Origin of the sequence: Pseudomonas sp. CCOS 191, assembly GCF_001007005.1 — a bacterium.
GTDB classification, from domain to species: domain Bacteria; phylum Pseudomonadota; class Gammaproteobacteria; order Pseudomonadales; family Pseudomonadaceae; genus Aquipseudomonas; species Aquipseudomonas soli.
This window is the reverse complement of sequence record NZ_LN847264.1, coordinates 2,115,893-2,136,017: the sequence shown is the minus strand read 5'-3', so window position 1 is coordinate 2,136,017 and position 20,125 is coordinate 2,115,893. Positions and strand designations below refer to the sequence as shown.

The 20,125-nt window shown below is 63.8% G+C and carries 29 protein-coding genes; 8 read left to right on the top strand and 21 right to left on the bottom strand.

Going from position 1 to position 20,125, the window contains the following annotated elements; translation table 11 throughout:
• Window positions 1–43: 43 nt before the first annotated feature.
• From CCOS191_RS09880 to CCOS191_RS09825, 11 genes are all read right to left on the bottom strand, one after another.
• Window positions 44–1,258, bottom strand: coding sequence for a hypothetical protein (locus CCOS191_RS09880; RefSeq protein ID WP_046855029.1), 1,215 nt, complete (start codon window positions 1,256–1,258; stop codon window positions 44–46).
• Window positions 1,259–1,330: 72 nt separating this feature from the next.
• Window positions 1,331–2,152 (bottom strand): hypothetical protein, encoded by an 822-nt coding sequence (locus tag CCOS191_RS09875; RefSeq protein WP_046855028.1) that lies wholly within the window; start codon window positions 2,150–2,152, stop codon window positions 1,331–1,333.
• Window positions 2,153–2,165: 13 nt separating this feature from the next.
• Complete coding sequence (gene sctE / locus CCOS191_RS09870; protein ID WP_156177530.1) at window positions 2,166–3,365, bottom strand: type III secretion system translocon subunit SctE; 1,200 nt, start codon at window positions 3,363–3,365, stop codon at window positions 2,166–2,168.
• Window positions 3,322–3,819 (bottom strand): SycD/LcrH family type III secretion system chaperone, encoded by a 498-nt coding sequence (locus tag CCOS191_RS09865; protein ID WP_046855027.1) that lies wholly within the window; start codon window positions 3,817–3,819, stop codon window positions 3,322–3,324. The genes sctE and CCOS191_RS09865 overlap by 44 nt, the downstream gene beginning before the upstream one ends.
• An 8-nt stretch (window positions 3,820–3,827) precedes the next feature.
• Window positions 3,828–4,778: a virulence-associated V antigen gene (locus CCOS191_RS09860; protein ID WP_082120390.1), complete on the bottom strand. Its 951-nt coding sequence runs from the start codon at window positions 4,776–4,778 to the stop codon at window positions 3,828–3,830.
• A 159-nt stretch (window positions 4,779–4,937) separates the two neighbouring features.
• Entirely contained in the window at window positions 4,938–7,037 is a 2,100-nt protein-coding gene (sctV, locus tag CCOS191_RS09850; RefSeq protein WP_046855024.1) for a type III secretion system export apparatus subunit SctV, read from the bottom strand.
• Window positions 7,034–7,363, bottom strand: coding sequence for a tetratricopeptide repeat protein (locus tag CCOS191_RS09845; RefSeq protein WP_046855023.1), 330 nt, complete (start codon window positions 7,361–7,363; stop codon window positions 7,034–7,036). The genes sctV and CCOS191_RS09845 overlap by 4 nt, the downstream gene beginning before the upstream one ends.
• A 4-nt stretch (window positions 7,364–7,367) precedes the next feature.
• Window positions 7,368–7,724, bottom strand: a complete 357-nt coding sequence (locus CCOS191_RS28140; RefSeq protein ID WP_046855022.1) for a hypothetical protein — start codon at window positions 7,722–7,724, stop codon at window positions 7,368–7,370.
• Entirely contained in the window at window positions 7,721–8,092 is a 372-nt protein-coding gene (locus CCOS191_RS28135; protein WP_046855021.1) for a hypothetical protein, read from the bottom strand. Before CCOS191_RS28135 ends, CCOS191_RS28140 begins: the two co-directional genes overlap by 4 nt.
• Before the next feature lie 2 nt (window positions 8,093–8,094).
• Window positions 8,095–8,379 (bottom strand): TyeA family type III secretion system gatekeeper subunit, encoded by a 285-nt coding sequence (locus CCOS191_RS09830; RefSeq protein WP_046855020.1) that lies wholly within the window; start codon window positions 8,377–8,379, stop codon window positions 8,095–8,097.
• Window positions 8,360–9,208 (bottom strand): HrpJ domain-containing protein, encoded by an 849-nt coding sequence (locus CCOS191_RS09825; protein ID WP_046855019.1) that lies wholly within the window; start codon window positions 9,206–9,208, stop codon window positions 8,360–8,362. The genes CCOS191_RS09830 and CCOS191_RS09825 overlap by 20 nt, the downstream gene beginning before the upstream one ends.
• Before the next feature lie 205 nt (window positions 9,209–9,413).
• On the opposite strand from CCOS191_RS09825, the gene sctN reads away from it, so the two are divergent.
• From sctN to sctU, 8 genes are all read left to right on the top strand, one after another.
• Window positions 9,414–10,742, top strand: a complete 1,329-nt coding sequence (gene sctN, locus CCOS191_RS09820; RefSeq protein WP_046857740.1) for a type III secretion system ATPase SctN — start codon at window positions 9,414–9,416, stop codon at window positions 10,740–10,742.
• Window positions 10,733–11,203 (top strand): type III secretion system stalk subunit SctO, encoded by a 471-nt coding sequence (sctO, locus tag CCOS191_RS09815; RefSeq protein ID WP_046855018.1) that lies wholly within the window; start codon window positions 10,733–10,735, stop codon window positions 11,201–11,203. Before sctN ends, sctO begins: the two co-directional genes overlap by 10 nt.
• A 116-nt stretch (window positions 11,204–11,319) precedes the next feature.
• Window positions 11,320–11,988: a type III secretion system needle length determinant gene (locus CCOS191_RS27170; protein WP_172670883.1), complete on the top strand. Its 669-nt coding sequence runs from the start codon at window positions 11,320–11,322 to the stop codon at window positions 11,986–11,988.
• A complete protein-coding gene (gene sctQ, locus CCOS191_RS09805; protein ID WP_046855017.1) occupies window positions 11,985–12,908 on the top strand; it encodes a type III secretion system cytoplasmic ring protein SctQ in 924 nt (307 codons plus the stop codon). Before CCOS191_RS27170 ends, sctQ begins: the two co-directional genes overlap by 4 nt.
• Window positions 12,905–13,558, top strand: a complete 654-nt coding sequence (gene sctR / locus CCOS191_RS09800) for a type III secretion system export apparatus subunit SctR (protein WP_046855016.1) — start codon at window positions 12,905–12,907, stop codon at window positions 13,556–13,558. The genes sctQ and sctR overlap by 4 nt, the downstream gene beginning before the upstream one ends.
• A 1-nt stretch (window position 13,559) precedes the next feature.
• Window positions 13,560–13,826 (top strand): type III secretion system export apparatus subunit SctS, encoded by a 267-nt coding sequence (sctS, locus tag CCOS191_RS09795; protein WP_023629663.1) that lies wholly within the window; start codon window positions 13,560–13,562, stop codon window positions 13,824–13,826.
• The gene (gene sctT / locus CCOS191_RS09790) at window positions 13,823–14,611 is read left to right on the top strand and encodes a type III secretion system export apparatus subunit SctT (protein ID WP_046857738.1); all 789 of its coding nucleotides are present in this window, start codon (window positions 13,823–13,825) and stop codon (window positions 14,609–14,611) included. The genes sctS and sctT overlap by 4 nt, the downstream gene beginning before the upstream one ends.
• Window positions 14,608–15,660, top strand: coding sequence for a type III secretion system export apparatus subunit SctU (gene sctU, locus CCOS191_RS09785; protein ID WP_046855015.1), 1,053 nt, complete (start codon window positions 14,608–14,610; stop codon window positions 15,658–15,660). The genes sctT and sctU overlap by 4 nt, the downstream gene beginning before the upstream one ends.
• Before the next feature lie 39 nt (window positions 15,661–15,699).
• On the opposite strand, the gene CCOS191_RS09780 is transcribed toward sctU, so the two are convergent.
• The 10 genes from CCOS191_RS09780 to CCOS191_RS26805 are packed head-to-tail and all read right to left on the bottom strand — an operon-like array spanning window position 15,700 to window position 20,124.
• On the bottom strand, window positions 15,700–15,888 hold the full coding sequence (locus CCOS191_RS09780) for a hypothetical protein (protein ID WP_046855014.1): 189 nt from the start codon (window positions 15,886–15,888) through the stop codon (window positions 15,700–15,702).
• Complete coding sequence (locus CCOS191_RS09775) at window positions 15,885–16,520, bottom strand: HrpE/YscL family type III secretion apparatus protein (protein ID WP_046855013.1); 636 nt, start codon at window positions 16,518–16,520, stop codon at window positions 15,885–15,887. Before CCOS191_RS09775 ends, CCOS191_RS09780 begins: the two co-directional genes overlap by 4 nt.
• Entirely contained in the window at window positions 16,499–17,119 is a 621-nt protein-coding gene (locus tag CCOS191_RS09770) for a SctK family type III secretion system sorting platform protein (RefSeq protein WP_046855012.1), read from the bottom strand. Before CCOS191_RS09770 ends, CCOS191_RS09775 begins: the two co-directional genes overlap by 22 nt.
• Entirely contained in the window at window positions 17,116–17,850 is a 735-nt protein-coding gene (gene sctJ / locus CCOS191_RS09765) for a type III secretion system inner membrane ring lipoprotein SctJ (RefSeq protein WP_156177528.1), read from the bottom strand. Before sctJ ends, CCOS191_RS09770 begins: the two co-directional genes overlap by 4 nt.
• Before the next feature lie 7 nt (window positions 17,851–17,857).
• On the bottom strand, window positions 17,858–18,196 hold the full coding sequence (locus tag CCOS191_RS09760) for an EscI/YscI/HrpB family type III secretion system inner rod protein (RefSeq protein WP_046855011.1): 339 nt from the start codon (window positions 18,194–18,196) through the stop codon (window positions 17,858–17,860).
• Complete coding sequence (locus tag CCOS191_RS28130) at window positions 18,193–18,423, bottom strand: hypothetical protein (protein WP_046855010.1); 231 nt, start codon at window positions 18,421–18,423, stop codon at window positions 18,193–18,195. The genes CCOS191_RS09760 and CCOS191_RS28130 overlap by 4 nt, the downstream gene beginning before the upstream one ends.
• Window positions 18,420–18,770, bottom strand: a complete 351-nt coding sequence (locus CCOS191_RS09750) for a YscG family type III secretion system chaperone (RefSeq protein WP_046855009.1) — start codon at window positions 18,768–18,770, stop codon at window positions 18,420–18,422. Before CCOS191_RS09750 ends, CCOS191_RS28130 begins: the two co-directional genes overlap by 4 nt.
• A gap of 2 nt (window positions 18,771–18,772) precedes the next feature.
• The gene (locus CCOS191_RS09745; protein WP_046855008.1) at window positions 18,773–19,033 is read right to left on the bottom strand and encodes an EscF/YscF/HrpA family type III secretion system needle major subunit; all 261 of its coding nucleotides are present in this window, start codon (window positions 19,031–19,033) and stop codon (window positions 18,773–18,775) included.
• A gap of 1 nt (window position 19,034) precedes the next feature.
• Window positions 19,035–19,232 (bottom strand): EscE/YscE/SsaE family type III secretion system needle protein co-chaperone, encoded by a 198-nt coding sequence (locus tag CCOS191_RS09740; protein WP_046855007.1) that lies wholly within the window; start codon window positions 19,230–19,232, stop codon window positions 19,035–19,037.
• Window positions 19,222–20,124: an FHA domain-containing protein gene (locus tag CCOS191_RS26805; protein WP_052752592.1), complete on the bottom strand. Its 903-nt coding sequence runs from the start codon at window positions 20,122–20,124 to the stop codon at window positions 19,222–19,224. The genes CCOS191_RS09740 and CCOS191_RS26805 overlap by 11 nt, the downstream gene beginning before the upstream one ends.
• Window position 20,125 lies beyond the last annotated feature (1 nt).

Sequence of the window (20,125 nt, the reverse complement as noted above, 5' to 3'; positions counted from 1 at the left end):
TCGAAGAACTGGCCGGGGCTCGAAACCCCGACCAGCATCACGCTCAAGCCGCGTGGGCGGCCTGCATGCCAAGCAGACGTCCTGCCAGATCCAATTTCTTCTGCAACGTGTCCACGAACGAGAGTGCGGAGTGAGCCTGCAACAGATTGGCTTCCTCCTTGCGTTCCCCGAAGAGGTCACCGTAGCTGCGGGTCTGTCCTACTGCCGTGTGGTCGAGCACCATCGAGGCGATTGACTTCTCGACGGTGCTGCCATGATCGGCAAGCTGCTCCAGTTGCTGGAACGCCTGCGCGAGTGGGCTCTCCGGTCTCTGCAACGAGTTCATCGTCGCATAGAAGTCATTGCGTGTCGGCAAAGCGACCTCATCGTCGATCTTGGTAAATTCGACCTTCACTGCCTTCAACAACGTGACCGGATCAGGCTGGTCAATGGCCGTCGTATCGAAATTCGCTTCAGGTAGCACGGCCTCCTCGGCGCCTGTTCCGCCCAACGTATCAGTAATCACCGAAGGCACTTCGAAGCTTGCGTCGGACACGTCATGTGCCATCACGGCGTCGGACTTCAGGGCAAACAACGCGACGAACTCAGCGTCGATATCCTTTACATACGCCACTACCGCGTCAGGCCCCACCTGCCCGGGATCCGGAAACTCGGCAAATTTCGTTGCCAGGAAGATCACTGCATCGAGCAACTTGGTGGCAGCCGCCGTGTCGTTCTGCATCAGTGCGATATGCTCTGGATACTGGGCTGTCTTCAAAGAAAAACCACCGACAATATCAACCTCGTTTATCGTCGTATCGACCTTGAGCGCAGGTACAAGCTCGCCCAACTTGACGACATTCGACAACAGGCAGTTGGCGTTACGCATGATGTTGCTACCCGTGAGCTGTTCCGCATAGCTGGCCATGAACTGCTCGGTAGACATAGGTTCCCGCTTTGCCAGTATTCCGTTGGCCTGCGACCGCATGACATCTGGCAGCCCCTTGGCCATCTGCTCGTTCAACGTGAGTAGCGCGTCCGACGGCGAAGCCGCAGCCTGCGTACCTCCGGTTGCGGCACCAAAACGAAAGCCGAAGAACTCGCCGATCGCGATGAACAAGCGCATCAGGATGCCATGTTTCTGCGGCTCCTCGTGACGGGCGAGGCGCTGCGCGGACTCCGTGGTCTTGACCTGTGTGCAGTCACTGCACTCGTTGAGTGGATTCAGGTCGGCAGCAAATACCCAACCTGTGGAAACTGTGGAAGCCGATTCAATCACTCTGCAAACCTCTATCAAAATACTGGTAAAAAGGACCGCGTCCTCAGTCGATATGCATGCTTCTCATCGCGCTCAAGCCATGACACCTGCAGCCCTGAACCCCTGGTTGTCGTTACGCAGGATCTCCTGGATGAGCTGACGCACCTGGTCGATCACTTTTGCCAGGTCATCGGTGTAGCGCTGGAACAGTTCCTTTTGGTTGCCGGCAACTGTTGCTTCAAGCTCCTGTTCCTTGGCCCACACGTCCTGCAGCGACTTGATGGCATGGGCGATGCCAGTACCGAACGCAGCCCCGCTTTGCGCCACACCATTGAGCGTTTGCAGGGTACTGTTACGGGTATTGATGCCGGTCTGCAGGTGCGTGATCTCGATACGATTCAAGTCGATCTGCTTCTGCGCCGCCACAGTCAGATCGCCAGGCTGACCATACGTGGCGGCATGACTGGCTTGTTCCAGGCCCTTGATCGTGCGCGCGTCCCCCAGGCTCCGGAGCATGCCAGTGGTGCCACTGGCCAATGTGAACATGCCCAACGCTCCACTGACGGCTGCCGAGGCGAACAGCGCGTTACTGGCGGTTCTCATCCAGCCGATCTGCTCCCTGCTGGCCTGCACGCTGACCTCAGCCTGGGTTCTGCGCCCTTGCGCGTTACCGTCGCGCACCTGCATGGCAGCGCGGAGAATGGCCAGCAGGCTCTGAAGATCCTGACTGCAGGGCGTCGCCTGTGGCGCATCCAGGCCGACCTGCCCTGCCCGCTCGCCGGTCATCGCTTGCGCTGCCGGACTGGGCATGGCCAGCATCGCCCACAAGGGCTTCACGGCATTCTGTCCCTCGATGAGCGATGACGGGGAGTCCAGGGCGGGCAAATGATCGATGTTGGTAATAGACAGGCTCATGATTGCTCCTTGATCAAGCGATGACGTTTCGACAGGCGATATCCGCGCAGGCTTTGTGGCGTGCGCTCAGCATTTCCAACAGTTGCTCGAAGCGTTGCTGCTTCTTTGCGAGTAATTGTTCAAGTTCCTTGGCCAGTTGCTCGAGATAGCCGTGGCCCTGCTCCAGCACCAGGCGCATTTCGGCCAGTTGCGCCTCGCTGCGCAGCGCCAGCCCTTGCATGACCGAACTGGCCGCCTCACCCGCGCCCGACAGCGTGGCGGTCGCCATGCTGGCACCGGTCAAGGTCATCTGCAGCTTGGCCTGGGTGCCCGCGCTGGCAACCGAAGAGCTCCCGCTGGAGGCCACGCTCTGGATCTTCTGGCCCAGCGAAAGGGCAACCTGTGCAGCCTTGCCACTCACCTTGCCGGCCAGTTTGGCCGCGACCACTGCAAGGCTGCCGCCACAGGTCAGCACCACCGAGGCAACAGCCAGGGCGACTTCCACCACCATCAGCGCAGGCCCGAGGTACTTCATCACTTCTTTTGAGATATGCCCGTCCTCGGCCGCCTGGTTCAACGACATGGACACTACCCCCATGACGCCACCGGCGATCATCAGGGCGCCCACCACGGCGCCCAGACCCGTCGCAACCATCACCGTGCCGACCACGATGGACACGATGGCCGCTGCCCAGCCGAAGACCTTGGCAAACACGCTCGCCGTGCCGGCGTCCTGGTGGCGCTGGGTCACCTCTGCCATTTTCTGCGCGTTGAGCGCCATCTGCTGGCGGTTCTGTTCGGTCATCTGCCGAACCTGCTGCAGGTTGAGTTCGGTCTGGCGGGTGCCCAACCGGCTCAGCAGTTCAGTGAGGCGGATATCCAGTTCGGCATCGGAGATCTCTCCGGCGAGCTGCCCGAGTATCAATGCCCCGACATCGGGCACCGTGGCCAGTACCGGTTGCATGAGTCGCCCAGGATCGATGCTTGCATCGAGCAGGCCCTCAAGGTCACGCCCTGTTGCCAAGGAGCCCTGAATCAGCGGAGGGTCCAATTCGACACTGCGCTCAGGCCGGGATGGCGTGACCATCGAGGCCATCCCGGTATCACCTGGCAAACGGATGGCGGCTCCCGTCAATGGCGTTTCCATCTCGCTTGCAGGGGGGATCGCCTGCGGTTCAGCGATAAGATGTTCAGTGCGCATGGCTTGCAGACTCCTTCTGTGGCAACGCTTCAAGCAGCGCCTGTGCCCTTTTCGCCAATCCGCCTTGTTCACCGTTCTCAGCCAAAGCCTGCGCGTGTTCGTAGCCGCTGCGGGCCGATACCAAGTCGCCCAGGTGCTGTTGGCATTCAGCGGCATGCAAGCAAAAGCGCGGGTCCTGCGGCGCGAGCATTGCGCCGTAGGCGTAGGCTGGCAACGCCTCCTGATAACGCTCCAACCCCTGGTAGCTGGCTGCCGCCCCGAGAAATGCCCGGGCGTCGTAGTGGTCGAGCGCCGCCAGCCCCTTGAACATCGTCAAGGCATCCTCCAACCGCCCCGCCTGGTAGAAGCCGAATGCCTGGGCATAGAGCGTTTCAAGCTGTGCCGCGCCAACCCCGCGCAACATGGCGAACGTGCCGCCCTCGGCGAAGAAGCTTTCAATCGCCTCGACCTTGATGGCATCGGCGCCTGTCTGTAGTGCTGCAGTCATCAATCACCTCAGTTCTGCATAATCTTCGACAGCATCGAGAACCACGTCTCGACGAACTTCATCATCACCTCGGTGGAGGTGGTGTACCGCGCCCCCACGTCATTGAGCAGGGTGGTCTGCTCGGTCACCTTGTCATTGACGATACGAGTGCGATCGCTCAAGGCCTGGGAGAAGTTGGCAAGCGGGTTGTTGTCCTTGTCCCAGGCGTACTTGGCTTTCAGGTCGGTCATCGGTCCGCTGACCTTGTGCAAACGGCGATCACCGTCATTGGACGAAACGTCAGAGGGCGTGCCTTCCAGGAACTGCCGAACAGTCACGGTCGTATCGCCGTACGAAGCAAGCAATCGGCGTTCAGGGCTGGTTTTCCAGGCAGCCTCATCCAGTTCGTACAACTTCCGGTCGAAGAGGTCGAAGCCCAGGTCCTGAAGATCGAATGTGCCCTTGTCTGCCATGACCACGTTGACCTTGGACTGGATCACGCTGAAGATCTTCAGCTCCGCGGTGAGGCTCTTCAGCTGCTCGCTGAGTTCGGTACGCTCGGTTTTCTGCTTGCGCATGCGCAAACCCATCGCCGCCATCACCAACTCGTCCATGCGTAGCCGTTCGCCCAGGTTCACCAACTGCAAGGGTGCGCCCGGCAACCACGCCGCATAGGCTTCCAGCAACTGGATCAGTGCATCGACAGGCTGGTCGGACAGCGGATGCGGTAGCAGGCTGTCGAAGTAGGGCCGGCTCTGCGCCAATCGCGCCTGCCCCTCAGGGCCCAGCAAGGTCTCGATGACCTGCCACCTGTGCTCGCGGCTCAAAGGCAGGCCTCGACCATCCGCGGCCGTGATCGCTTTCTGGTCGAGAAACCGCTCCACCCTGTGAATGTCTACCCCGATCTGCGGGGGCTCCACGCGATCAACAGGAGGCAAAGGAGCTGGGCGATTCAACACGTCGATAGAGCTGCTCATCATCTGTTTCCGGTTGGCTGGGTACCCCGTCTCGAGGCGAGGCTGGCCATGACCAGGCTGAGGTACCGACAGATGAAGTCTATGGAGAAGGTGACGGCCGTTCCGTCAGGCCCGGCCGCGATTTTGTAGTTCAGGGGTACGGTTTCTGACGCCAGAATCGCGTCAGCCAATGCGTCCCAGTGGCTGGATGTTGATCTGCGTGGTGAGCTCCTGGAAGGACAGCACCGGCAGGTCGGAATAAACGCCTTCGACCAGCTTGCGCACATAGCGCCGAATGTCCATGGACACTACCAGCACCGGCCTTGCCTGGGCTTCATGCAGGTTGCCCAGCGCAGCCTTGACCTGGGCAAGAAAGGCATCGCTCTGCGCAGGTTCCAGGGCCAGGTAGCTGCCGGCGCTGGTCTGGCGGATGCCGTTGCGGATCATCTCCTCGACCGCCGGGTCCAAGAGGTAAGCAGGCAGCAGGTTGTGGCCACTGGCGTACTTGTAGCAGATGTAGCGTTTGAGGCTGCTGCGCACATATTCGGCCAGCTGCACCACGTCCTTTTCCTTCTGCCCCCATTCGACCAGGGCCTCGAGGATCGAGCGCATGTTGCGGATCGAGATGCCCTCGCTCACCAGCCGCTGAAAGACCTCGGTGATTCGCTGCAACGGCAGGATCCGCTGTACCTCCTTGACCAGCTCGGCATAGCCCTGCTCCATCTGCTCCAGCAGGTAGCGGGTCTCCTGGATGCCGACGAAATCCCCGGCGTATTCGCACAAGACATGGGACAGGTGCCAGGCGAGCACCTGGTCGACCGCCAGGAAGGCACAGCCGGCACGCTCCAGGCGGTCACGCTGGGTCTGCTCCGCCCAAAGGCTCGTACGCCCAGGCAAGAGCGCTTCGCCCTCTACGTAGGGCACGCCGACAAGCTCCAGCTGACTGGTCTTCTCCTGAACCAGAAGACACCCAGGCATCAGCTTGCCTCGCGCCACCGGCACTTCCTGCAACAGGATGCGGTACTCCCCGGGGCCGAGCGCGCTGTTGAAACGCAGGCGGATACCAGGGAACGGCACGCCATGGTCCAGGTAGAGCGCCTGGCGGACCCGCGCCAGTTCATCGTTCAACGAGGCTCCCTCCAGGGCGGCTTGCAACCCGCTGTCCACATCGATGAGCAAGGGCACCGTCAGGGCAAAGGCCTGCGAATCGCCGCCCGCCTTCGCCTTGCCAGCCGGCTTCAGCGCGGGCGCGCCGGCACCATTGGCCAGCAACGCCGGCAGACCGCCGCTGTGCTGCTGGCCTGCCTCTTCGACGCGCCGCTGGCGGATCGCCCACCAGCCTCCGCCGCCGACCAGCAACGCGAGAATGAAGAACGTGACTGTCGGGAAGCCCGGGATCAGCCCGAACAACCCCAGCAAGGCACCACCGATCAGCAGCGCCTTGGGCTGCGCCATGACTTGGCTGCCGATATTCGCCCCCAGGTCATGGGCGCCTTGACCGTCGCGGGTGACGATGATTCCTGCGGTGATGGCGATCAACAACGCCGGCACCTGGCTGACCATGCCATCGCCGACGGTGAGTACCGCGTAAAGCTGCAGCGCATCACCCGCGCTCATGCCCTTCTGCATCACACCAATGGCCAGCCCTGCCAGCAGGTTGACGATGATGATCACCAACCCGGCGATGGCATCACCCTTGACGAACTTCATCGCGCCATCCATGGCACCGAACATCTGGCTGGCCTTCTCCACCTCGCCACGGCGCTCACGGGCCTCGTTGACGTCGATCACCCCGGCGCGCAGGTCGCCGTCGATGCTCATCTGCTTGCCCGGCATGGCGTCGAGGGAAAACCGCGCGCTGACTTCCGCCACCCGCTCGGCGCCCTTGGTGATGACCAGGAACTGCACGATGGTGATGATCAGGAACAGGATGCAGCCCACCACCAGGTTGCCGCCCACCACGAAGTCGCCGAAGGTCTGCACGATCTGCCCGGCATCGGCCTCCAGCAGGATCATCCGCGTGGTACTGATCGACAGCGCCAGGCGAAACAGCGTGGTGACCAGCAGCACCGAGGGGAACACCGAGAAATGCAGCGGCGAGACCACGTACACCGACATCATCAGCAGCACCACGGCGATGGTGATGTTCAGGGCGATCAGCAGGTCCAGCAGCAGGGGCGGCAGCGGCAGGATCATCATGAACACCACCGCCAGCAACATCACGGCCAGCATCAGGTCCTTGCGCGCGCCGATCTGGCCGAGTATCCGGGTCAGCTGCTTCATGGGCGTGCCTTGCGACGCTGGTACTCGGCATAGGAGGCCTGGGCCTGCTCCAGTCGGCCGGCCATTTGCTGCGCCTGGCTCAGGCACAGCCACAAGGCCGGCCGCGACTCGCCCGCCTCACGCAGCGCCAGGCACTGCCGTTCGGCCCCCGCCCAATCGCCCAGCTCCAGCGCCACCACCACGGCGGCCCGACACCCGCCGCGATGCAGGGGATCGGCGCGCAACAGCACCTCCAGCAACACCCGCGCCCGCTCGGGCTTAGCGCATTGCAGATGCAACCAGGCCAACAGCTGCAAGACATCCTGCTGTTCGTTCGACAATTTCATGTGTTCACACCTTGAGCAGGAAGTTAACGCAGCACTCCAGCGTGCGCCGGTCGGCCAGCAGCGCTTGCACCAGTGCCGCCGCCTCTGGGTCCCCGGGAGTCTGCGACGCAAGCAGCTGCTCCACCAACGAGCCCAGCGCACGGGTGAAGCTTTGCGGGTCGTACAGGCTGCGCAATTCATGCTCGGGCCTGGCGTAGGCCAGCCGCAGGCGTGCCGCCTGATGCTGCGGGTACAGCTCACGCAAGTGCGCCTGCCCCGGCCCAGGCAAAGCCTCGCACCCCGGCGGGGCAAGCGCCGCGTCGGCTGGCGCCCACGGCAGCCAGAAATCATGCACCTGCCCGGCCGGCTCGATGACGCTCATGCCGCCAACACCTCGGTGCGTACCCGAGTCAGCAAGCGATACGCCCGATGCAAGGCCTGCTCGGTCACCCCCTGTTCGTCGAGGCCTGCCAGCAGCACCAGACGATCGTCGGCAAGCAGCCCACAGCGCAGCAGGCAACCGCAGGCCTGGTGTTCGTACACCTGCCTGAGCGCACACTGCATGGCGCGCTCGAACATCGCCCCGTGCACGGAAAATTCCAGCCACAATGTCAACTGCCCCGCTAGCCGCTCGAGCTGCAGAACGTCGGCATCTGGCAGCTCCAGGCGCAGCAACGGTTCCTGCGGGTGTGCGGGCGCCACACCCAGATCGCGACAGAACCGGGCAACGGCTGCCGTGCAAAAGTCCATGCTCATGCCTCCCGCGCGCCGCACAGCAACGCCTCCTCATCGTCGACGGCCTGGTCCATGGCCAACTGCCAGATCGCCAACAGATGCTCGCGTTGCGCCTCGTCGCTGAAGACTTGCACGGGCAGCAGACGGAAGATCCGCTGCAACTCCCGCAGGCACTGGATACGCTGCACCTGCGGGCCAAGCGGCAACGCCGCGAGCAGGCACTGGATGTCCTGCACCGTCGCCCAGCGTTTGTCGATCAACGCCAGCAGGTCGCCGACCAGGTCAGAAGGTCCGTACGCCACTGGGCTCTCCGGCAAGCTGGCGGAACAGCGCGACAGTGTCGCCTTCCAGTTTCTTGAGCGCCTGCACCAGCTTCATGTCGCTGATGACCTGTTGCAGCCGGTTGCTGTCCAGGCTCGAGGACGGCCCATTGATATGGCTGGCCAGGCCGTTGAGCATGAACTGCGCGATATCACCGATGGCGGCATCGCCAAAGCGCGCCCGCAGCTCATCCCGGGCATGCCTGAGCCCGCGATAGTCGCACAGGAAATCGCAGTACACGCCACGCAGCGCCGCCACTTCGGCCACCCCCTGCGCCTGCGTCGCCTGGGCCAAAGGACCGATCTCGATGCCCAGCTCGATCGCCTGGCCTTGGCGCTGCGTCATGCTTGCCATGGCCTGGTCCAGTTTGTCGACCAAACCATGCGCATCGGCCGACGTGCCCAGCGCATCGCGGGCATAGGCCAGCGCCAGGTAGCGATGACAGGCTTCAGCGGAAAACCCATCCAGGCGGGCCTGTAGCTCACCCGGGGTCAGCTGAGGGTGCTGGCGCAACCAGGCCACCAGTTCATCCAATGACCGACGCTGCACATCCGGCACCTTGGCCAGCATGGCCTCGGCTCCCTGGCCGGCGCGCAATCCCAGCTGGCGCGCATCGGTCACGCGACTGCGGGTACTGAGCCGCGCGTTGGCCAGTGACGAGAACGCCATGGACACCTCCTCCGCCATGCTGGCCTGCTGCGCCATCGGTGTCACCTGTCGCGCTTGCAGGGTCGGCTGACCCTGCGCCTCCCAACCGGGCAGCATGGCCAGTACCGGCTCATTGCGTAAAAAGCCGACGCCTTCGCTCATCCCCACCTCGTCGTCGCATCAAAGAATGAGCGCCATGCTAGAGGCAAGCTCAGCGCCCCACTGTTGTCGCTGGCCGCTTCTTTTTAGCCTGTCGCCGGGCGCAACAGTGGCCGACCGAGAACTAAAAACATGCGCCTCACAGTGAAATCCGCTGCGCAGCAGGCTACCTAGAATGGCGCCCATCATTCGCGCTGCAACCTTGCCCATGCCGCCATCGCTGCTCCAGACTCCCCAGGCCCTGCTGGCCGCCGTGAACAACGCCACCTTGGTGCAGGTCAACGGCAAGGTCACCCAGGTCACCGGCACCCTGATCCGCGCCTTGGCACCCGGCGTGCAGGTCGGCGAGCTGTGCCGGCTGCGCAGGCCGGGCGGGCAGCCTGAACTGCTGGCCGAAGTCATCGGCCTGCAGCAGGACCAAGCGTTGCTCGCCCCGCTGGGCGACATGCAGGGGCTGTGCACGCGCACCGAGGTCTGCCCCACCGGCGGCATGCACCGCATTGGGGTAGGCGAGCATTTGCTGGGGACGGTGCTGGATGGCCTGGGCAACCCACTCGACAGCAGCACGCCGGCTACACCAGAAGCCTGGTACCCCGTGCATCGGGACGCGCCATCGCCACTGAGCCGCAAACTGGTCGATACCCCCTTGAGCCTGGGTGTCCGCTGTATCGATGGTTTGCTCACCTGCGCCGAAGGGCAGCGCACAGGCATCTTCGCCCCCGCCGGTGGCGGCAAGAGCACCCTGCTGGCCACGCTGCTGCGCAACGCCGAGGCGGACGTGATCGTGCTCGCCCTGATCGGCGAGCGCGGCCGCGAGGTACGTGAACTCATTGACCACGAACTCGGCGAACACGGCCTGCGCCGTGCGGTGCTGGTGGTCGCGACCTCTGACCGCCCGGCCATGGAACGCGCCCGGGCGGCCTTCGTCGCCACCAGCGTCGCCGAATACTTCCGCGACCAGGGCAACAAGGTCCTGCTGCTGATGGACTCCCTGACCCGCTTTGCCCGGGCCCAGCGGGAGATCGGCCTGGCCGCGGGCGAACCACCGACCCGGCGCGGCTTCCCGCCTTCGGTGTTCGCCCAGCTGCCGCGCCTGCTGGAGCGCGCCGGGCAATCGGCCAAGGGTTCGATCACCGCGCTTTACACAGTGCTGGTGGAAGGCGACGACCTGAACGAGCCGATCGCCGAGGAAACCCGTTCGATCCTCGATGGCCATATCGTCCTGTCCCAGGCCCTGGCAGCCGCCAACCACCACCCGGCCATCGACGTGCTGCGCTCGGTCAGCCGGGTCATGAACCAGGTGGTCAGCCCGGAACACCGTACCGCCGCCGGGCAACTGCGCGAATGGATGGCCCGGTATGAGGAAGTCGAACTGCTGCTCAGGATCGGTGAATACACGCAGGGCCAGGATCCGCTCGCGGACCAGGCCATCGGCAAACGCGAAGCCATCCGCACCTGGCTGTGCCAGCCTTGCGACGAGAACGTCTCGCTGCGACAGAGCCTCGACCAACTGCTGGAGATCACCCGATGCCCCTGACCGCCCTTGCGCAAATCAAGCAACGCAGACTCCAGCGGGCCGAGCGTGAAGCGCGAAACCAATTGGCCCTGCTACAGGCGGCAGAGCAAGCCGAGGCAAAGGCCGTCGACGCGCACCTGGCGTTTCAACGCGGGTCCCGCGAAGAACAACAGCGCCTGTTCGCCGCGCATGTCGGCCAGTTGATCGACTGTCGTGCCTTGGAGCACTGGCGTCGGCAGGTCAGCCTGCTCGGTGAGCGCGAAGCGAGCCTGCATGGGCAAGTCGTTGCCTGCACGGAAGCTCTGGCGCGCCGGTACACGGCACACCAGCAAGCACAAGCGCAGCTCGCCCAGACTCGGCAAAAAAGGGACAGCTTCGTCCAACTGCGGGACGAGGCACATCAACGCGCCACTCGACTGGCGGAATGCAGGCAGGAGCTCGAGTTGGAGGAGCACTGTTTACACGGTGGCTTGCAACCATGAAGACGCTGCCTCTACCTGCATTATTGACCCCCTCGACTGACACGCCTCGCTCGCCTCCTCGGAACAGCCAGCGGCTGTTGTTCGAACAGCTGCTGCTACCACCAGAAAGGCAGGGCATGCCTAGGGAATCTGGCCATCTAGGCCTTGGCTACCCGTTGCTGCCTGCCATGCCCCGGACGGACCACTATCCACCTGCGCCTGAACCACCCGCGCTAACCGAGGATGTTGCCAGTCATCCGTTCACCTCGACGGTGCCCGAAGAAATCGAGGCGCCCGGGCCGACGGTCCAGAGCGTACCCGAGGCCATGCCTCGAGACATTCGCGAGCACGCCGACAACCTGCCAAGTCGCCTGCAACCACATGAAAGCGCCGTACCGGCCCCGGTTCATGCCGTGACCTGTGAACGTGCAGTGGTAGACAGGGTATTGTCCTCCCCAGGTATCACACTCACCGAAGACCTGCAGACACTGGTGGATCGCCTGCAACTGCAAGTGCTCGGTTGCAAGGCCGACAACCGTGAACTGACCCTGCTGCGTGCTCGGTTGCCGCAGCTGGGACCTGTCGAGGTGCACATGCGCCATGGCGGCGCAGGCTTGCAGGTGGAGATCCAGGCCGCACCAGCAAGTCTGCGGCAGTTGCAGGTGGCTTGCGCGGACCTGCTCGATCGTCTGCAACGGCTTGATCCTGCGCAGCAGGTCAGCCTCGGTTTTGCCGCCAACGGCGGCGGCGAGCAAGGTTCACGCAACCGGCGCCACGTGCTCGACGAGTGGTGGCCCGAACCATGAACCCAGCGAGTTTCCCATCAGCTTCCCAACAGGAGCTGCACCTGCAGCGGCTGCTGAGTCATCGCCAGCGCAGCTATGTCGACGCCGAGCGCCAAGCCTTGCTAGGCATCGCCTCTTGCGAGGACGATCCCGATCTGGCCGTGCTGGTCGATTGGCAAGGCGTGTCGGCGCGCCTGCTGTGCCGTCGGCAGCAACTGGCGCAATGGCTGGCGCCGCAATTGCAGGACGCCGACTTCGCCAGCCTGCCGGCGCCATTGCAACTGGCGTTGCTGCAACGGGACAGCCCTTGGCTTCCTGGCCTGCAATGCCTGGGCATCGAACCGGCAGGCGGCTATCAGAGCAGGCCCTGCCTGCAAGTATCGCTGAAGCATGCCGCAAGCGCCCTGACCTGTTGGGTGATAGGCGATTACGAGCGCCTGCTGGCCACATTGCCGCGGCGCCCGTTGCGCGAACGCCTGAACATCGCGCTGAACCTCTCGCTGCAATGGCCCCCCCTCGAACTGTCGCTGCACGAGCTGCGTGGCCTCGGCATGGGCGACATCCTGCTGCTGCCCGTCGCCGCGCCAATGCCACCCCGGTTGCTCGGCGTGCTCGACGGCCACCCTTGGGCAGAACTGCTGCTCGACGACACACATCTGGAGCTAGTCCGCATGCACGATTCGTTACCGCTGCCCGATACCGCACTGGGGGAACTGGAGCAATTGCCGATTGCGGTCAGTTTCGAGGTCGGTCGCCAGACCCTCGACCTGCACACGCTGTCGACCCTGCAGCCTGGCGCCCTGATCGAGCTGCACAGCCCGCTGGCAGCCGAGGTGCGCATTCTCGCCAACCAGCGCTGTATCGGCAGCGGCCTGCTGGTGCGCATCGACGGCCGCCTCGGGGTGCGCGTGACCCGGCTGCTGGAAAACGACCCGACATGATCCAGTTGCCGGACGAACTGAGCCTGATCCTCGGCCTGGCGCTGCTGTCGCTGGTCCCCTTCATCGCGGTCATGGCCACCTCGTTCCTGAAGATGACCGTGGTCTTCTCGCTACTGCGCAACGCCCTGGGTGTGCAGCAGATCCCACCCAACATGGCCCTGTATGGCCTGGCGATCATCCTCAGTATCTACGTCATGGCGCCGGTGGGCATGGCCACCTACGACTACCTGAATGCCCATGAGACGGCCCTCGGTGATGCCCACTCGATCGAACGTTTTCTCGACGAGGGCCTGGGGCCGTTTCGCACGTTCCTCGACAAACATGTCAACGAACGCGAGCGCGCGTTCTTTCTCGACAGCACTCGTCAGCTGTGGCCCAACCACTACGCTGAACAGGTCGAAGGCGACAGCCTGCTCGTCCTGCTGCCCGCGTTCACCATCAGCGAACTGACCCGGGCCTTCGAGATCGGTTTCCTGATCTACCTGCCGTTCATCGCCATCGACCTGATCATTTCCAACATCCTGCTGGCCATGGGGATGATGATGGTGTCGCCAGTGACCATCTCGCTACCGTTCAAGCTGCTGCTGTTCGTCCTGCTCGATGGCTGGGGGCGCCTCTCCCACGGCCTGGTGCTGAGCTACGGGGGCTGAGATGAGCAGTACCGAAGTCCTGCACTTTGCCAGCCAGGCGTTGTGGCTGATATTGATCCTGTCACTGCCGACGGTGCTGATGGCCGCGCTGGTGGGCACCCTGGTGTCGCTGGTCCAGGCCCTGACCCAGGTGCAGGAACAGACCTTGGGCTTCGTCGCCAAGCTGGTCGCAGTGGTCGTTACCCTGTTCGTCACGGCCGACTGGATGGGCAGCGAGCTCTACCGCTACACCGACCTGGTGCTCGAGCGAGTCCTGTGGGTGCGATGACTGTCCATGCACTGGAACAGGCCCTGCTGAACTTCAGCCTGATCCTGCCCAGGCTGTTCAGCTGCTTCATCGTGCTGCCGATCCTCGGCAAGCAGGTACTGGGCGGCGCATTGGTACGCAATGGCGTGGCATGCTCACTGGCGCTGTTCCTCTACCCCAGCGTGGCGGGCACGCTGCCGCCAGGCCTGGATGGTCTGCAACTGGGGCTGCTCATTGGCAAGGAAGTGCTGCTCGGCTTGCTGCTCGGGTTCATCGTGTGCATCCCGTTCTGGGCGCTGGAGGCCTGCGGCTTTCTCATCGACAACCAACGCGGCGCGACCCTGGCGTCCACCCTCAACCCGTTGCTGGGCAGCCAGACCAGCCCCACCGGAGCGCTGCTGCTGCAGACCCTGGTCACCCTGTTCTTTACCGGTGGCGCCTTCCTGGGACTGCTCGGTGCATTGCTGGGCAGCTACGCCAGCTGGCCGGTGGCGAGCTATTACCCACAGATCAGCGACCATTGGAGCGCGTTCTTCCTGGCCCAGTTCGACTACCTGATGACCCTGTGCATACTGTTCGCCGCCCCCCTGCTGATTGCCATGTTCCTCGCCGAGTTCGGCCTGGCACTCATCAGCCGTTTCGCCCCGACGCTGAACGTGTTCATCCTGTCCATGCCGATCAAGAGCCTGGTCTGCAGCGCGTTGCTGGTGCCCTACCTGTACCTGCTGATGGCGCAGGCCCAGGATCAGGTATTCAGCGCGCTGCACGCGGTGCGCCTGCTCGGCCCCTTGCTGGAGCAGCCATGAGCACGGAGAAGACCGAGCATCCCACTCGGGCCAAATTGCGCGATGCACGACGTAACGGCCAGGTGGTCAAGAGCAAGGAACTGGTATCCAGCGTGCTGATCCTGAGCCTGGCCGTATTGCCCCTGGGCTTTCCCGACTACTTCCTCGGGCACCTGCGAGCGCTGATGCTGCTACCCGAGCCCCTGCTCCACCTGCCGTTTCGCCAGGCACTGGAGCTGATGCTGCAGCAGTTGCTGCACGAACTGCTGTGGCTCACCCTGCCGTTCCTGCTGACCACGTTGATTGCCGCCAGCGCGGGCAACCTGCTGCAGACCGGCGTGGTGTTCAGCACGCAATCGCTCTCACCCGACCTGAAGAAGATCAGCCCGGTAGAGGGGATGAAGCGAATCTTCTCGGTCAGGAACCTGCTCGACTTTTTCAAATCCTTGCTCAAGGTGCTGTTGCTCGGCGCACTGGTGCTCGGCCTGCTCAGCGACAACCTGCACGCGTTGCTGCGAGTCCCACTGTGCGGCATCGGCTGCATACTGCCTGTGCTGGGCAGCCTGCTGGGCCAGCTGATCGGCGTCTGTGCCGTTGGTTTCATGGCGATTTCAGCCGCCGACTACGGCCTGGAGCGCAGGCAGCATCACCGGCAGTTGCGCATGAGCAAGGATGAGGTCAAGCGTGAGCACAAGGAGCAGGAAGGCGCGCCGGAGCTCAAGCGCGAGCGCCGTAAACGCCACCGTGAGCTGCAACAAGGGACGTTGCGGGCGGACGTCAGGCGTTCGTCGGTCATCGTCACCAACCCGACCCACATCGCCGTGGGCCTGCGCTACGAGGCCGGGGAAACCCCGTTGCCGCTGGTCACCCTGAAGTACACCGACGAACAGGCCCTGCGGGTGCGCCGGATCGCCGAGGAAGAAGGCGTGCCGGTGCTGGAACGCATCCCCCTGGCACGGGCGCTGTTCGCCGACAGCCTGGAGGAGCAATACATCCCCGGCGAGCTGATCCAGCCGGTCGCCGAGGTGATCCGCTGGTTGCAGGCGCAAGAGAAGACGCCGCCGGTCTGAACAGGTTTTGACCGTTTCTGCAGGACTTGGGGCCAGGTGCTATACCAAGATCCCACGCTGCGGCAATGGCCGGCGCACGGGCAAAATGTCCTCCCGCACAGATGGTCGAGCAGGCTGACGAAGCTGCGCCCAGAAGACCAGGAGCTGCGCATCGCGCTCCTGGTCATCGCGGATAGCCCGCGCAGCGGCGGCCAGCACCGCTTCATGGCCATGTTCGAGCGGGCTCATGCGGATCCAGGCTCATTATCGGGAACTCCTTGCAACAACGCCCGCTGCAAAGCGCTCAACTGCCCCTCGATGCTGGCGTCGATGACGCAGCCTTCGGTTTCCAGTCGGCAACCGCCGCGCGCAAGCCGAGCATCACCGCAAATTTTCAGGGGGCCCGTGTCGGGAAACTGCTCGAGAATTGCATCGATACGCAGACGAACCTCGAGCACCTGGTCACGGTGCACGTGCAGGATCAGCTCCTCCCGTGGGCGAACCTGCGCCAACGCCTGACGTGTGGCCGCGAGCGTCAGCTCGATGTCCGGGTATGCCCCCAGCACCTTGGCCACCGCCTGGTACACCACCTCGCTTATCTGCCGGTCGGCTCGGCGATAGAACTCGTCACAGCGCAACCGCACAGTGTGCACCAGCGCCGCCTGCTCGACCGCGGCCATTTCCAGCCCGACCTCCCGCCCAAGCCGATGCTGCGCCTCGAGCACCGCATCGGCCTGGGCATCGATGTCGCTGGCACGCTGGCGAGCGCTTTCGGTCAATGCGCCGGCCTCGAGAAAGCGCTGGTAGTCGGCACCGCACAACACAGTACAGCCTGGCTCGAGCATCGGCCGGCAATCATTCAGTTCAATAAATGGCAACATTCCGGGCTCCTGTCTCGGGCCACTTTCAGACAAAGGATGCGCGCCAGGGCGCGCTGATCGTCGCTCATCGGCCAGGTCGGCAATGCCCCGGTGCCAGGCAGTCGCAGGGCCAGGCGCCGGGCAAAACCGGGATCGGTACAACCGCAGGCCTGTAGCCAGAACGCCAGGCCCTGCACGGGCAGCTCCACCTCCAGCGCGCCGCTTGGCAGCGCCTGCTGCCAGCCTAGCGGCCATGGACCGATGAGCAACCGCCATTTCTCCAGGCAATAGCGCAGGCCCTGATCGCCGAGCGCGTGGCGCAAACGCGCCTGGTCGGCTCGGTCGAGCAGTCGCACAATGGCCTGGCCATGCAACAAGCCGCCAACAGTGGCCAGGACACGTTCGAATGCTGGCTGCGGATAAAGGGCCAGCCCACCCAGCCGCTCCGGTATTTCAAAGGGTTCGGCCAGGTCCAGCGCCGACAGCAACCAACCATTGATCGAGCTGTCCCGACGCCAGTGTGGCAAGGCCTGGGCCACCTGCCGCAACGGTTCAGGGCAATGCGCCTGGTGCAGGTACCGCGCCGGGCAGTAGCGAAGCTGAAACGGGGTTATGCTCATGCCCGCTGGCGCCACCACAGGTACTGCGCGAGATTGCTCAGTACCAGCACCCCCAGCAATGTCCCAATCAGCGCAAGAAGACGCAGGCGCGACCCCTCCATCACGTGGATCGACAACAGCGTCGCATGACGCTCCCCTGGCCACAGCTGGCGAGCCTGCGTTGAAGGCACCAGCACCACACTGATGCGTTCGTAGTCCAGGCCTTCGATGCTGTTGCTCAACAGCTGTTTCATCTGCCCGATGTACAGGTCCAGCGCCGCGTCCGCCGCATGCTTGATGAAGATCGAAGCCGAAGCTGCACGAGCCGTTGCGCGCAGGCTGTCGCGGGGCTCCGGCAACACCACATGCACCCGCGCCACCAGCACGCCATCGATTTCCGACAGGGTGCGTGACAACTCCTGGGACTTCACATAGGCCAACCGCGCGTGCTCCTCCAGCGGCGACGAGATCAGGCTGTCCCGGGGGAACACATCACTGACCGTGGAGAACATCTCCCGGGGGTAGCCCTGGCGCTTGAGCGCGGCTACCGCGTGGCCGATGTCGGCCTCGCCGATCAGGATCTTCACCTTGCCGTCCTTGTCCTGCGCCTTCACCGCATCGATGCCCTCGGCCCCCAGCACCGCGAGCATTTCGTTGGCTTCGCGCTGGCCGAGGCCCAGGTACAGCTCGACCTTGCACCCGCCCAGCAGCAGTACCGTCACAAGCAGCAAGCACTGCCATGGATTCTTCACAGGGCACCTACTGGGCTTTCATGAGGGTGTCGAGGTTCTTCGTGATACTTCCCGAACACTGGGCCATCAGCTCGACCTGCAGCTTGGTGCGTGTCAGTGTCCAACAGGCATCCATCAATGCCACCGGATCACCCACGCCCGAGAGCAGGCTGACATACGCGCCCTGCCTGGCTTCGGCATGTTGCTGACTGAGCTGTGCGACTTTGTGCAACACCCCCTCTTCAGAGCTGCCGGCACTACTGGATAGCGCCTGCTCGAACTCGGCCACCTGGCGGGGGTCGACGTCCGGTGCCGCCAGGGACTGCAGGTCGGTGACCACACGGGTCACCTCGGCAATGCCACTCATGTGTCGCTCTCCACTGTGAAGGAATCGTTGAGCAGGTCCATCGCCATGGCGAGCACTTGCAGACGCTGTTGCTCTGCCAATGCCGGGCCCCGCCTCTGCTCCGGGGCGCCTGGCGCCTGCTCGATCAGGCATGCCTGAAATGCAGCAGCGTCCCGATCCGCAGCAACGGGCTGCGGGATCGAAGCTGTTTGCGCACTCGTCAACAGCGACAGGGTCAACCCGTTCATGCCACCACCTGGGCACGCATACCCTCGGCAAACCGGATCAGATCGCAATCCTCACTCTGCACCATGCACTCAAGCCGCCGTTCCAGCGCCGCCATGTAGCCAAGCTGGCGTTCGCACAGCGCCAGCCATGGGCCGAGGGATGGCCAGGGCGCCTGGTTGCCTTCTGCCAGGGCCTCCTCGCAACGTCCCGCTCCCATCAGGCCGGCGATACGTATCGCACAGGCGGCTTCCATGGTTTGCGGCTGCCGGGCAAGCCAACGCGCAATCGCCATCGCTTCGTCATGGTGATGGTGCTCGACACCCAGCAAGCCCAGGCGCGCCATCAGATTGTTCAGCGAGTACTCCATGCTCAGAACTTCTGCAGGATGCTGCTGATGGTGTTCTTGAAGGTCTGGCCCAAGGTCGCATCGACCTGGAACACGTTGGACCAGATGTTCGAACGGTGGCGCATGTCGGCCAGCAACGCGGGGTCGTCGCTTTTCTCGTTGAGTTTGCTGAGCGACTCGAGGACGGCCTTGTTGGCCTCTCGCGCCTGCTTGACCATGCCTTCGTGGACCATGTCCATGGTGTTGCTGGTGCCGTCGTGGAATCCGCTGCTGATACCTGTCATTTCAATGTTCCTTCAGTTTTTCCAGGATGTTCAAGGCCGCTTCAAGGGCCGTTCGCTCGTCGTGCAACGCCTGGAATGCCGTGGGCGGCAAGGGGCGCGACATCTGCTCGGCGCGGGCCTGCCGCGCATGTTCCAGCGCCCTGTGCATCCGGGCGCGGGTTTGTGGGTCACGTGTTTCCTGCAATAGCTCATCCATCATTGATGAGGCGCTCCTTGAGAGTGATCGAGTAGTCCTGCCCACCCTTGCGCAAAGTGATCGCCTGACCATCGATCGCCAGGATGCGGATACCGGAAGGCATCAGCGCGCCTACCGGATAACGGCGGTTGTCCGTCAGCGTCACGTAGGGCACTCGCCCCAGTGACACCGCTCGTACCGGAAGATCGAGTTTCCCGGGCACAGCGGCCCTGCCCTCATCGACCAGCTTCAACAGCGGATGCTCGGCGAATACCTGGCGGAACTGGCGTTGCAGGTTGAGAAAGTCCTGATGCTGGCGGTCATGCAGTGCCCCACGCAGCACCAGGGTGTCACCGCGGTCCTCCAGGGTCAGGGCATCCTCCAGGCGCCATTCGCGCAGCAGTTGGGCCAGGCGCGTCCGGGCCTGTGGAGCGGGCAGGCTGTGTGGCACGACCTGGGGAGCGGCTGTGTCCGCTTTGCCCTGGGCTTCAGCCTCTGGAATCAGCAGTCGCCAGAGCAGCGCCAGCAACAGCAGCACACCGCCGCCCGGGATCATGAACCAGCCAGCCCGCAATCCGGGCCGGGGGACCGACTCGGGAAGCCGCTCGGCAAATACCCCGCCCTCTGTGCAGAATGCCCAGCACAACGGGCCACAACGCTGGATGGCCAGTGCCTGCAACTCGACATCCGCCACTACCGTCACCCCGGCCTGTGTAGGTGGCTCGGTGGCTCCCCACTCCAACAGGCGTACTCCGCCAGGCTCTACCATCAGCACCAGGTGAATGGCGGCGATCCCCGCGTCCACCAGCACCAGGTCGGCTTGCGCCGGGTCGGCGCCGATGACTACCCGGCCGGGCGCCAGGGACACTTCGGCCCCCGCATTCAGGCCACTGTAGACCCGCAGCTTGAAACTCATC